At 61.7% G+C, this 12,281-nt stretch carries 14 protein-coding genes; 5 read left to right on the top strand and 9 right to left on the bottom strand.

Translation table 11 applies throughout. The annotated features are described in order from the left end of the window. Nucleotides 1-42: 42 nt before the first annotated feature. From olsB to AC1DOG_RS08870, 5 genes are all read right to left on the bottom strand, one after another. The gene (gene olsB, locus AC1DOG_RS08890; protein WP_111561582.1) at nucleotides 43-918 is read right to left on the bottom strand and encodes a l-ornithine N(alpha)-acyltransferase; all 876 of its coding nucleotides are present in this window, start codon (nucleotides 916-918) and stop codon (nucleotides 43-45) included. A gap of 109 nt (nucleotides 919-1,027) precedes the next feature. Beyond that, nucleotides 1,028-3,295: a hybrid sensor histidine kinase/response regulator gene (locus AC1DOG_RS08885; protein WP_477927410.1), complete on the bottom strand. Its 2,268-nt coding sequence runs from the start codon at nucleotides 3,293-3,295 to the stop codon at nucleotides 1,028-1,030. A gap of 55 nt (nucleotides 3,296-3,350) precedes the next feature. Beyond that, nucleotides 3,351-3,854, bottom strand: a complete 504-nt coding sequence (gene lspA / locus AC1DOG_RS08880) for a signal peptidase II (RefSeq protein ID WP_047507075.1) — start codon at nucleotides 3,852-3,854, stop codon at nucleotides 3,351-3,353. Next, nucleotides 3,851-4,711 carry a TrmH family RNA methyltransferase gene (locus AC1DOG_RS08875; RefSeq protein ID WP_477927409.1) on the bottom strand — a complete coding sequence of 287 codons (861 nt, stop codon included), beginning with the start codon at nucleotides 4,709-4,711 and terminating at the stop codon, nucleotides 3,851-3,853. Before AC1DOG_RS08875 ends, lspA begins: the two co-directional genes overlap by 4 nt. Beyond that, nucleotides 4,708-5,811: a class I SAM-dependent methyltransferase gene (locus tag AC1DOG_RS08870; protein ID WP_477927408.1), complete on the bottom strand. Its 1,104-nt coding sequence runs from the start codon at nucleotides 5,809-5,811 to the stop codon at nucleotides 4,708-4,710. Before AC1DOG_RS08870 ends, AC1DOG_RS08875 begins: the two co-directional genes overlap by 4 nt. A 117-nt stretch (nucleotides 5,812-5,928) precedes the next feature. On the opposite strand from AC1DOG_RS08870, the gene AC1DOG_RS08865 reads away from it, so the two are divergent. Together AC1DOG_RS08865 and AC1DOG_RS08860 are read left to right on the top strand one after the other, a co-directional pair. After that, nucleotides 5,929-6,381 (top strand): SRPBCC family protein, encoded by a 453-nt coding sequence (locus AC1DOG_RS08865; protein ID WP_477927407.1) that lies wholly within the window; start codon nucleotides 5,929-5,931, stop codon nucleotides 6,379-6,381. 62 nt (nucleotides 6,382-6,443) lie between these two features. Next, the gene (locus AC1DOG_RS08860; RefSeq protein ID WP_018898209.1) at nucleotides 6,444-6,881 is read left to right on the top strand and encodes a GNAT family N-acetyltransferase; all 438 of its coding nucleotides are present in this window, start codon (nucleotides 6,444-6,446) and stop codon (nucleotides 6,879-6,881) included. Nucleotides 6,882-6,886: 5 nt separating this feature from the next. Here the strand turns inward: AC1DOG_RS08860 and AC1DOG_RS08855 are convergent, their stop codons facing one another. From AC1DOG_RS08855 to sppA, 4 genes are all read right to left on the bottom strand, one after another. Next, complete coding sequence (locus AC1DOG_RS08855) at nucleotides 6,887-7,792, bottom strand: S1C family serine protease (RefSeq protein WP_477927406.1); 906 nt, start codon at nucleotides 7,790-7,792, stop codon at nucleotides 6,887-6,889. 168 nt (nucleotides 7,793-7,960) lie between these two features. Beyond that, the gene (locus tag AC1DOG_RS08850; protein WP_018898212.1) at nucleotides 7,961-8,293 is read right to left on the bottom strand and encodes a LapA family protein; all 333 of its coding nucleotides are present in this window, start codon (nucleotides 8,291-8,293) and stop codon (nucleotides 7,961-7,963) included. Nucleotides 8,294-8,415: 122 nt separating this feature from the next. Next, complete coding sequence (locus AC1DOG_RS08845) at nucleotides 8,416-8,715, bottom strand: integration host factor subunit beta (RefSeq protein WP_018898213.1); 300 nt, start codon at nucleotides 8,713-8,715, stop codon at nucleotides 8,416-8,418. Between the two features lie 29 nt (nucleotides 8,716-8,744). After that, nucleotides 8,745-9,695 (bottom strand): signal peptide peptidase SppA, encoded by a 951-nt coding sequence (sppA, locus tag AC1DOG_RS08840; RefSeq protein ID WP_477927405.1) that lies wholly within the window; start codon nucleotides 9,693-9,695, stop codon nucleotides 8,745-8,747. A gap of 210 nt (nucleotides 9,696-9,905) precedes the next feature. Between sppA and lptC the strand changes: the two genes are divergently transcribed. Genes lptC through lptB form a run of 3 tightly spaced genes read left to right on the top strand, consistent with a single transcriptional unit; the run spans nucleotide 9,906 to nucleotide 12,020 of the window. Continuing rightward, nucleotides 9,906-10,571, top strand: a complete 666-nt coding sequence (gene lptC / locus AC1DOG_RS08835; RefSeq protein WP_113196594.1) for an LPS export ABC transporter periplasmic protein LptC — start codon at nucleotides 9,906-9,908, stop codon at nucleotides 10,569-10,571. Between the two features lie 11 nt (nucleotides 10,572-10,582). After that, nucleotides 10,583-11,200 carry an LptA/OstA family protein gene (locus AC1DOG_RS08830; RefSeq protein WP_113196593.1) on the top strand — a complete coding sequence of 206 codons (618 nt, stop codon included), beginning with the start codon at nucleotides 10,583-10,585 and terminating at the stop codon, nucleotides 11,198-11,200. Between the two features lie 37 nt (nucleotides 11,201-11,237). Continuing rightward, nucleotides 11,238-12,020 (top strand): LPS export ABC transporter ATP-binding protein, encoded by a 783-nt coding sequence (gene lptB, locus AC1DOG_RS08825; RefSeq protein WP_113010999.1) that lies wholly within the window; start codon nucleotides 11,238-11,240, stop codon nucleotides 12,018-12,020. Nucleotides 12,021-12,281: the final 261 nt, after the last annotated feature.

Raw genomic sequence — 12,281 nt, 5'->3', positions numbered from 1 at the left:
GCTACACTGCAAAACGCCTAAGACGGCGGATTACATCAGCAATCAGCTGGCAAACCGCCCGGCATCGGCACCGTAATAATTCACATACCGATCCGAAATGCTCGCGATCGGCAGAACGATCAGCACATCCGTCGTGTTGAACGCCTTGTCGACCACGGCGGTGGAGCCGACCATGGCGCCGAGGCGCAGGTAGCCCTTGATCAGCGGCGGCAGGGCCATCAGCGCGCGCTTCGGATTGACGGCTTCGACCGGCATCAGGTCCATGTCGCGGGCGAGATGCGGCAGCGCGTCGACGGCCCACTCGTCCTTGGCCGCGACGTTGTGGCGCAGGAAGGAGAGAGCCAGCGCATGCTGTTCCGGGTGAATGCCGGGGAAGGAGGCGCAGCCGAACATCGCGCTCATGCCGTGCTTCAGCGCATAGGCCCAGTTGCCCTGCCAGAGAAGCTCGACGATGCGCTTGGTACGGTAGTCCGGCAGCACGCAGGAGCGGCCGAGTTCCATGAAACGCTTATCCGGATGGCGCGCGATCAGCGTGTCGATGTCGAATTCGGAAGCCGAGTAAAAGCCGCCATTGGCCATCGCCACATCCTGTCGCAGCAGGCGGTAGGTGCCGACGATCTGATCCTCGCTGTCGCCCTCGATCGAGCGGTCGAGCACCAGAAGGTGGTCGCAAAAGTCGTCGTAGGCGTCGAAATCCCGCTTGCGGCGCATCGCTTCCGCAGGCAGTTCCGCCTTCATCTCGTCCACGAAAACACGGTAGCGCACGGACTGCGCGGCATCGATTTCGCCAGGCGTACGGGCAAGGCGTGTCTCGAGATTGCCGATCCGGCCGAACACGTCGCTCTCGATCTGTTCGGCTTTCCGCGCAGGGGGGAGAGCCTCGACGAGGGTGTCACGGTTGCAGATATCTACGGACATGACGAATCTTTCATTGCCGGCTTTAGGACGCCATAAAACACTTATATGCGACAGCAAAGTGACATTTTAAACCCCCAGATACGCAAGAAACACATGGGTGGCGGTGGAGCTACAGTGCTTCTGCGCGACGTGCCGAAAGCGCGGCGACAGCCTGAACTTCCGTCAGCAGCCGTATCGGGTCTATGGGTTTCAGCATGACGCGGTTTGCCCCGTTCAGCAAGACTTGACGACGCGATTCATCGCGTTTGTCTGCAGTCAAAACGATGATCGGCACCGAGGGAACCTCAAGCCGGCGCTCATGGCCACGTAGCCGGCCAATCATTTCGATCCCATCGCCACCGGGCATGGAAAGATCGCTGATGACGATATCCGGCCGCACGCTTCCTTCCGCCAGCGCCGCATCGAGCAGCGCCTCGAAATGCTCGACATGCTGGACGCTGTGGCCGGCCTTTTCCAGCATGGCGCGGATCAGCATGGCGTTGATCGGATCGTCTTCCGCAAGCACGATCTTCAGCCCGCCCTGAATGCCCGTCTCCGGAATGCCGGGGCTGAAGCCGGGCTGGTTGTCGTTGAGCGCATCGCGCTTTTCCATGCCGCGCATGCGTCCGCGCAAGACGTCGATCAGCGACTGTTCGCGCAGCGGCCGGATCAGCCAGGCATCGAAGAGGTCGAGCGAATGGGCATTACGCTCTTCGGGGTTGACCAGGAAGATCTTGCGCAGGCCAAGGGCGGCGATATCCGTCCGGTCGGCGAGGTGTGCCGCGAATTCGGCCGACATGCGGTGGTCGACGATGATATCGGTGGGGCGCCTTCCATTGGCCGCCATGTCGAGCAAGATCCAGCGCGCCGTCTCGCCATCTTCAACGAAGTGGCACTGGCCGCCGAGCGTGCGGATGGTCTCGGAAATCGCCATGCGCGCGGCACCGGCGGGCGCCAAGAGCACGACGAGATTGCCGGAAAGCAGCGTGTCGCGGCGGGCCACGGGCTCTTCGTCTCCTTCGGTGCGGAAGCGGATGCAGAACTCCGTGCCGGTGCCCTTTTCGCTGGCGACGGTCAGCGCGCCGCCGAACTCGCGCATGATGCGCGCCGAGATGGCAAGGCCAAGGCCCGTGCCGTTGCTCTTCTCCACCATGGTGCCCGCCTGTTCGTATTCACCGAAGACACGCGCCTGCTCTTCCTCGGTCATGCCCGGCCCGGTATCGGTGACGGTGATCGCAAGCTCGCCATCCTGCAGCGACACGCGAATGAACACGCCGCCGACCTGGGTGAATTTCACCGCATTGCCGATGACGTTGAACAAGACCTGGCGCAGGCGCGCCGCATCGAAATTCATGAGCTCGGGAACATCCGACGACACGGTCGAGCCGATCTCGATGCCCTTTTCGTGGGCGCGGTGGGCGAGCATCTCGACCACGCTTTCAAGAAGCTTGCGCACCGATTCCGAGCGCGGGCGCAGCTGGAAGCGCCCGACCTCGATGGTGGAGAAGTCGAGCAGATCCTCGACCAGCTGGGTCAGCGCATGGCCGGACTGGCGGATGCCGGTGAGGTAATTGTCTTGCTCCTGCGTCATCCGCGTCTCGGTCAAAAGATGCGTCATGCCGAGAATGCCCGAGAGCGGCGTGCGCAGCTCGTGGCTGACGGTCGCGAGCAGCCGCGATTTCGAGGCGCTGTTGAACTCCGCCTTCTGCCGCGCCTCTTCACGCTCCTGCGCCGCGATGCGATCGGCGGTCACGTCGCGGGCGATACTGTGCAGCAAAAGCTTTCCGTCCGAGGGGTTGCGGGTCACCACATCGCGCCAGAAGAAGATGCGTTGACCCTCGGGCGTCGACATCTCGACATCGTAGCGATGCGGCTCGGTGCCGGGGCGAAAGGCGATGCCGATCTCCTCGCAGGTCTGCCCGATCGGGTTTAGCCGCCCTGTCAGCCGGCGGAACATGTCGTTTGCGGCAACGATCCGGCGATCCATCGTCCGGGTCACGGTGATGTCGCCGAGCGCATCGTGAATGCTGGCGAAGAGCGCGGCATCGGTTCCGCCGCGCGCGGTGTCGTCCCCGGCGCGGGCCTTGATGTGATGTCGGCGGGTCGAGAGAACGGCGAAGCAGACGATCGCGGCAAGCACCAGCGCGCCGATGCCGATCGCCACCCAGAGCAGGCCGCCCATATAGCCGAGCGCGAGCAAGAGGATAGCGGAGAGAATACCGGCGCCGCCGAGCCAATAGGAGATCAGCTTGCGCGCGGAGGGGGCGACGATAGGGCCGTGTTCAGGGGTAGCAGGCGACATGTCAGCCGGGATCGCGGCCTGCTCATCTTGAGGATGAGCGGCAGGCGCGCCGAAGGCGGCGGCAAGCTTCTCGTGTAACTGACCCAGTCCGACCATAGGTTCAAATTAGCACGCCGGCTGTTCCAAATGCCTTCAGTAAACCGCTAAGATTTTACTTATCGGCGGTCTTGGGTTGCAATAGCTCGTCCAAAATCACGCATCCCGCGCCGATGGTGATGAAACTATCGGCCAAGTTGAAAACCGCGAACGACCATGTCTCGGTATAGAACAGGATGTAATCGATCACGTGTCCATAAAGGAAACGGTCGAGGAGATTGCCCAGCGCGCCTGAGATGATCAATGCGTAGCCGAGATGGGCGAAGGTGCGCTGCTTGCCCGTGCGGTGCCAAAGCCAGAGCACGAAAGCCACGATGATCAGCCGCATGCCGACGATGAACCAGCCGTCCATGCCTGACAGCATCGAGAAGGCGACGCCGAGATTGTAGGTGCGGTAGAGCGCCAGCATCGGGATGACATGGACCGCTTCTTGAAGCGGCAGCGTGTGATCGACTACGATCTTGATGATCTGGTCGAGCACCACGGCAAGAACGACGAAGATCAGGATCGGCAGCGGGCGCGAAAACAGCGTCGGGCGGTCTAGCGTCTGATCGGTCATTTGGCCTCGGTGAGTGAGAGAAGGTGGCGGCGTGCCTCAAACATCATGACGGCGCTGGCAACGGCCAGATTGAGCGAATCCGCCAGGCCCTGCTGCGGAATGCGGGCAAGCGCATCGGCTTCGCGCGCAAGCTGCTCCGGCAGGCCGGATTGCTCGTTGCCCATCAGGATGACGACGGGCTTCGCCTTGTAGTCGATCGTGCGGTAGTCGACGGAACCGGCCAGATGCGTGGCGACCAGCGACACGCCCGCCTGCTTCTTCCAGGCGATGAACTCCTCCGGCGTCGCGCGCGACACGGGCATGGCGAAGACCGAGCCCATCGTTGCCCGCACGGTCTCAAGCGAAAACGGGTCCGTGGTCTCGCCGACCAGGATGACGCCGGAAGCGCCCGCCGCATCGGCGGTGCGGATGATCGTGCCGAGATTGCCGGGATCGCGAACCCTATCGAGCGCGATCCACGTCTCGCCCTTGGCCGGGCGAATGTCGCGCAGCGGCTTCCAGCGGTTTTCGAACACGCCGACCACCATCTGCGGATTGTCGCGACGGGTGATCGAGGAGAGAACCTTCTCGCTGACCTCAAGCACCAGCCCGCCGGAGGCGACGGTCTTTGCAGCCATCTGCTCGACCAGCGGCTTGCCCTTGGCGGCCTTGGCGTAAACCAGCGTGCGGATGCTCCAGCCGAGCTCGATCGCGTCGATCACGAGCTTCAGGCCCTCGGCCATGAAGGTGCCGCTCTGCTCGCGGGTCTTCTTGTCGCTGAGCGCCTTGATGTCCTTGATGATGGGATTGGCAAGCGAGGTGACTTCCTTCACCTGGCCGACCCTGCGCGGACCGTTGTCGCGGTGTTCGTGGCTCATTTCGGCACCCAGCGGGAAAAGAGGGATGTGGAGAGCGCGCGGCCCGGCGTGTTGCCATCAAGCCCGGCTTCGCGGATCACCAGCTCTCCGGATTCGACCACGCCGCCGGCTCCGCGCATCGTCTCGCGCATCAGCTCGTGGATCGAATAGAAGCTGGCGCGGATCGAATAGGCCGTCAGCACGAGGCCGACAGCCTTGGGCGACAGGATCTCGCGGCAGATGTCAAGCATGACGGGCAGGTGCTCGAACAGATGCCAGACTTCGCCATTCGGGCCGCGGCCGAACTTCGGCGGATCGGTCAGAATGATGTCGTATGTATTGCCGCGGCGTTCCTCGCGCAGGATGAACTTCATCGCGTCTTCGCAGATCCAGCGGATCGGCGCCTTTTCAAGCCCGCTCATCGCCTGGTTCTCGCGCGCCCAGCCGATCGCCTTCTTGGAAGCGTCGACATGCGTGACCTCGGCGCCGGCGGCTGCCGCGACAAGCGAGGCAACGCCGGTATAGCCGAAGAGGTTCAGCACCTTCAGCGGCCGGCCGGCTGCTTCGACCTGCTGCTTCATCCACGTCCAGTGAACGATCTGCTCGGGAAACACGCCGACATGGCGAAACGAGGTGAAGCGGCCGAGGAAATCGACGCCGAGAAGGTTGAGCGGCCAGGTCTCGCCCAGCGCTTCCTTGGGAAAGCGCCAGCGGCCGGTGCCTTCTTCATCCGTATCGCCGGTAAAGGCCGCATCGACCTTGTCCCAGACATGTTTGGGAAGCGATGGCTTCCACAGCGCCTGTCCTTCCGGACGAATGATCCGGTAGGGGCCGTATTGCTCGAGCTTTTCCCCATTGCCGCTGTCGATCAGGTGGAAATCGCCGGCGCCGAGGGATTCGAGAATGATCGGAACGCGCTCGGGCGGCCGTTCACCGGTGCGCTCCATCAATGGGCGCTCCAGTGCCGCAGGCGCGGAGGCGGGTTCGCGCGCGGACTGTTGCGGCGCTGCGGGTCTGTTCGCGGGCTTCGGCGGGCGGCTGTTGCCGCGCTCGTCGCCGCGTCGTCCACTGGCGGGGCCTGTGCCGGATTTCTGGCCCGGCCGGCGTTCTTTTTGTCTCAACGTGGTGTTCCGCGTGCTGAATTTGATAGAGCCCGTGCAAATAGCATCCCATTTTCACCTTGGCAAAGCGCTTTCCCGCCGCGATATGTTCGAGAAGGTGAAAATGGGAGGATTGTGATGGACTTCGTCGGACAAGAGCGGATCACCGCGCCGCGCGATGCCGTGTGGGCCGGCCTCAACGATCCCGATATCCTCAAGGGATGCATACCGGGCTGCCAATCGCTGGAGTTTACCGGTCCGAACGAACTCGTCGCCACGATCCGGGTCAAGATCGGCATGGTGCCGCTGACCTTCACCGGCGAAATCCGCGTCTCCAACATCGATGCGCCCCTGAGCTACACGCTCTCGGCCGAAGGCAAGGGCAGCATCGCCGGCTTCGCCAGGGGATCGGCCGATGTGACGCTCGAGGACGACGGCGGCGAAACCATCCTGCATTATCGCGCCGGCGCCGATGTCGGCGGCAGGATCGCCCAACTTGGCGTCAAGCTGATCGATTCCTCCTCGCAGAAGCTCGCGCAGCGGTTCTTTTCCGATTTCAACGCGGCGGTCAGCGCCAAGGCGGCCGAATAAAAGGCCGCTGCCGTCCAACGAGGTAATTGGCAGCTCATGCTGTCTCCGCTACATCCATAACCATGCAGTGGACCATCCGATCGCCAGAAAAGGCCGACCTGGAAGAACTCGCGGATATCTATCTCGCGGTGCGTCGCGACACCTTCACCTGGGTCGACCCGCAGGTCTTTCGCCACGAGGATTTTCACGCGCATACGCAGGGCGAACTTCTGTGGCTTGCCGAAATGCCGGATGGCGAGATCGCGGGCTTCATGACGCTGTGGTCGCCCGACGACTTCATCCACATGCTATACATCAGGAAACAGTATCGCGGCCTCGGCATCGGCCAGGCTCTCCTGAAAGCGCTGCCCTACTGGCCGGACAAGACCTACCGGCTGAAGTGCCTCGACCGGAACGAAAACGCCAAGGCGTTCTATCGCGCCCGGGGGTTCGTGGTGACAGGCAAGGGCTCATCACGTGAAGGCGAATACGAGGAGATGACCTTCTTCCCCGAACGCTGACCGCCTCACTGCATCTGCGGCTTGCGCAGGAAGCTGTTGCGATCGGCCGAGTGCACGCGCAGCCAAGCCTCGCGACCGTCTCGGAGGATCCGCATGGGGATCTCGGCGCCGGCGGGGCCGCTGCTCCAGATCTTGCGGTAGAAATCGGCCAACCCATCGACCTCGCCATCGCGGATTTCCGAGATGACGTCGCCGCGTTTCAGCCCCGCCTGATCCGCCGGACTGCCCTCTGCGACGCTCATGACGATGACTTCTCCGTTGCTTTCGGCGGAGAACGCGCCGAGCCACGGGCGCGCCGGCTTGTTGACCTGCCCGCGCGTGGTCAGGTCATCGAGGATGGGGGTCAACAGGTTGATCGGAACGATCATGTTGATGTCGGCCACCTCGCCACCCTGGCTCATCTGCAGCCGCAACGAACCGATGCCAAGGAGCTTTCCATCGCCATCGACCAGCGCCGCGCCGCCCCAGGAGGGATGCGCGGGCGTGGTGAAGATCGCCTCGTCGAGCAGATATTCCCAATAGCCGGCAAATTCCTGCTTTGCGACGATCTTGGCATCAACGAACTCGCCGATCCCGTCGATCAGCGTCACCGATTGCCCAAGCTCGGCCAAGGTGGCATCGCCGAATTCCAGCGCCGGCAGGTTGAGGGGGCCGAGCGCCTGTAAAAGGCCAAAGCCCGTTTCCTGGTCGTAGCCAAGCGGATGCGCAGCGACCACCCGTCCGTCATGGGCGGTGAGCCACACTTCCTCGGCCTCGGTGATCAGATAGCCGATCGTCAGCACCAGGCCGCTGTCCTTGATGACCACGCCGCTGCCCTCGCGCCGAGTACCGAGCGTATCGGCGGTAAAGGCATCATCGGGAATGATGCCGCGGACGGCGACGACCGATTTCAGGATCTGATCTGTGTTCATGGTTTCATCCTCATGAAGCGACGCGCTGAGGCAGTGAAACTGCTTTGGGAGAAGGGCGCAGCGGGTTCTTTGGACATAGCTATGAAGACAGATGGCGCGGTGCAAGGGCTTGGCAAGCCGAAATCGCCGCGCGCACTTATGTCAGGAAACTCTGAAAAGCCCGAAGTCTTACCGCGACGGCAGCTGTCCGGCGATTTCTTCCGAGCGCGCCTTGTGGCGGTCGGCTTCACCCTGCCAGCGCACGGCTTCCTTGGCTTCGCTGCGGGCGCGCTTGCGATGCTTGCCCTGGTTCATCCAGGTCACCGCCGAGCCGGCGAACATGCCGATGATGAGCGCGATGAAGAGGAAGACGAAGAACGGTGCCGAGAGCGACAGCACCTGGTCCTCGGGGCGGAACGGATTGAACGCCAGCGTCACGCTCTGGCGGTTGGCCACGCAAAAAATGATCAGGATGATGCCGAGCGGCAGCAGGATCAGGAGGTTGATAATCTTCTTCGCCATCGCAGGCCTCCATATGCTCACGCACGCTCATGGATGAGCGGCGCGTTCTTTCAGCCACAGGATAGAAAAGACCTCGTGAAGTTCAAGTGCGGTTTCGCCGCAGCCGGACCCATAGGCGGCGATCAGTCGTCCTGATCGGCTTGTCCCGGGTTCAGCCGCTCGCGCAGCTCCTTGCCGGTCTTGAAGAAGGGGACCCACTTCTCCTCGACGAACACGGTGTCGCCGGTGCGCGGGTTGCGGCCCGAGCGGGAGGGACGGTTTTTGACTGAAAAGGCGCCGAAACCGCGCAGCTCGACGCGGTTGCCCGCCGCCAGCGCATCGGTGATCTCGTCGAGAACCGCGTTCACGATATTTTCCACATCGCGATGGTAAAGATGCGGGTTGCGAGCCGCAACTATCTGCACCAGCTCGGACTTGATCACGGTGGCCCCCTTAAATTATTGATTTCTTATCAATCATGGCCAACCTGCCAAACTGAAACGAGCCCGTCAAGAAGCAACTTCTGCGGCAGAATTCCCGCAAGGTCCTGGCTTCTGGCGAGATCGCCGTAACCGAGAAGCGTCAGGATCTGCGAGGCCGCGCCTGCAAGCAGGAACGGCGTGCTGCTCTTCTTGTTCCAATCGATCTCGGGCAGGTCCTTGCTGACATTCTTGGTGGCCAGATAGGCGCGGATTTCGTCGTCGCCGCCGAGCTGGTCGACGAGCTTCATCTTCAGCGCCTGGCGCCCGGTAAAGATGGTTCCGTCGGCGAGCTTCAGCACATCCTCGCGCGGCAGCTTGCGGCGATCGGCGACCAGATCGACGAACCAGGCATAGCTGTCGACGATCATGTTGTTGATCATCGCCTTGGCTTCCTCGCTCGCCGGATGGAAGGGCGAGGGCTCAGCCTTCAGCGGCGAGGATTTGATCTCCTCCATCGAGACGCCGATCTTGTCGAGCAGCGGCTTGACCTGCGGATACTGGAAGATCACCCCGATCGAGCCGGTGATCGAGCTGTCACCGGCGATGATCGTATCGCCGGCCGTTGCGATCATGTAGCCGGCGGATGCCGCAAGTGTGCGGACATCGGAGACCACGGGCTTCTTGGCGGCGATCGCCCGGATCGCCTTGAAAATCCGCTCGCCGCCATAGGTCGTGCCGCCGGGCGAGGAAATGGAAACGACCAGCGCCTTGACCGCGTCTTCGTCCTTGATCTTGGCAAGCCGCTCAAGCAATTCGCTGTCGTCGGTGATCAGGCCGGAGATCGTCACATGCGCGACATGCGGGCGTCGGTTTGCATTGTCGGCGAACAGGAAGCCGTAAATAGCCAACACAAGCGCGAGAAGAAGCAGTACCGCCACCACGCGCCAGAAGCCGACCTTGCGGCGCAGCCTGCGGCGATCTGCGATCATGGAGCTGTCCATTTATTCCTCCGGTCGGCAAGTCTGACGCAACTCTTCTTACGTAGAGTGCATAGATATGCGTTAACGCTGTGTCGATTGGTTTTGCGGTTTTCTTGCTTGTTGCAGAAAAAAATCCATATTGGCAAGTCAGTGTAATAATGCGAAATGAACTGTGATCGGGCGAAAGCGCTCCCTATATACGCCGTCCTATCATCGACACGGACCGAACGAATGCTCAACACCTTGGATAATGGCGGACAGGCTGCCTATGCGAAGCCCGCGCAAAGTGCCTATGGCGCCGCGCGGTTTCACTCCGCCCGCGTTCGCCGGCTGAAGGTTCTGCTGCCGGTCGCCGCCGTGATCGTGTCGCTCGCCTTTATCGGCGTGTCGGTCATCCGCACCTATCTGCCCGAGAACATCAAGATCGAAGGCGCCAAGATCGAAAACGGCAAGGTCGTGATGCTGAAGCCGGCGATCGCTGGCCGCAACGCCGCCGGCATCAACTACTCGATGCTCGCCGAACGGGCGCTGCAGGACATCAAGAACCCGAACCTGATCTCGCTGGAAACCGTCAAGGCAGTGGTTCCGGTCAAGGACGATCTGGTCGCCCGCGTCGAGGCGACGACCGCCGATTATGATCGCGCGACCGACAATTTGAACATCACGTCTCCCTTCGTCATCAACATGAGCGACGGCATGACCGCCAAATTCCAGACCGCGCAGGTGGATGTGAAGGGCGGAAAGCTTACAACCAGCGACCCTGTCGACATCAAAAAAGATGGCGCATCGGTTGTTGCGCGCTCGCTCAAGATGACAGATAAGGGACGGACGATCACATTCGAGGGGAACGTTCGAATGAATGTGAACCCCACCGCTATCCGCAAACAGGGCACTTAACCCGGGTCACCATGGCAAAAGATTGTCGCATTTCTACCCGCAAGGCGGGCGCAGTATTCACGAACGGTGCGCTTGCACTCCTGCTGTTGGCCGGAGCCGCGATGGCGCAGGCGACGACCAGCCAGATGAGCGGACTGAAGCTCAACAAGGATCAGCCGATCCAGATCGAAAGCGACAAGCTTGAGATCCACGACCAGGATCACACCGCCGACTTCACCGGCAACGTGAAGGTCGTTCAGGGAACGACCACGCTGCAGGCCGGCCACATGACCGTCTTCTACAAGGCAAAGGCCGCAGCCGATGGCGCTGCGCCCGCGACCAAGGCATCTGAAACCACGACGCCGGCATCCTCGATCTCGTCGGGCAACACCGACATCGACCACATTATCGTGACGAACAAGGTGTACCTCACCTCTGGCACGCAGACCGCGACCGCCGATAACGGTTCGTTCGACATGGCAAAGCAGCTCTTTATCCTGAAGGGCGACAAGGTCGTTCTGACCGACGGTGGCAATGTCTTCACCGGCTGCCAGCTGACGGTGCACATGGAAACGGGTCAGGCACAGTTGGACAGCTGCGGTGGCCGCGTCCAGATTCAGCTCGATCCGCAATCCCAGAAAAAGAACTGACCTCGGCTGCCACGTGAAATTATTCTCGCTATCGAATATGTTCGGCAAGACCGGGCAACAGGCCGCCGCAGATGGCGCCGTTGACAAGAGCCGCTATCAGGGCACCCTGATCGCGCGCGGTCTGACGAAGACGTACAGCACCCGGCGCGTCGTTAACGGCGTGTCGCTGGTCGTGCGTCGTGGCGAGGCCGTCGGCCTGCTCGGCCCGAACGGCGCCGGCAAGACGACCTGTTTCTACATGATCACGGGCCTGGTCCCTGTCGACGAAGGCACGATCGAGATCGACGGCAACGACGTCACGTCGATGCCGATGTATCGCCGCTCGCGCCTCGGCGTCGGCTATCTGCCGCAGGAAGCCTCGATCTTTCGTGGACTGACGGTCGAGGAGAATATCCGCGCCGTTCTCGAAGTGCATGTGAAGGACAGGGCGCAGCGCGAGAAGAAGCTCGACGAGCTGCTCGACGAATTCCACATTCGCAAGCTGCGCAAGAGTGCTGCGGTCTCCCTGTCCGGTGGTGAGCGCCGCCGCCTGGAAATCGCCCGCGCGCTGGCGACAGACCCGACATTCATGCTGCTTGACGAACCCTTCGCGGGCGTCGATCCGATCTCGGTGTCCGACATCCAGAACCTCGTCCATCACCTGACGGCACGCGGCATCGGTGTCTTGATCACCGACCACAATGTGCGCGAGACGCTCGGGCTGATCGACCGTGCCTATATCATCCATGCGGGCGAAGTGTTGACGCATGGCCGGGCAAACGACATCGTCAACAATGCCGAAGTTCGCAGGCTTTATCTCGGCGACAACTTCAGCCTCTGATCGCTCATCTTTTTTGATCGCGAGCCCCTTTGTTTACGGGGCTCCCGCAGCGGAAATTCACCTTCCCGCATACTTCCGCTTGACCAAATAGAATAAAAAAGCAATTTTTGGGCCAACTTGGATATCAGTGGTCCCACATATCGGACGTAACGAAAATCGCGATCGATTTTCGTTACGTCCGATATGTAGATTCAAAGAGTTAGAGCGTCCTTTGTGCGTCCTGCGGACGCACGGCGCTCTAGCCCCGTTATAGGACACTGT

The organism is Rhizobium sp. 01N48, assembly GCF_056399145.1.
This window is presented reverse-complemented; position numbering and strand designations above follow the sequence as displayed.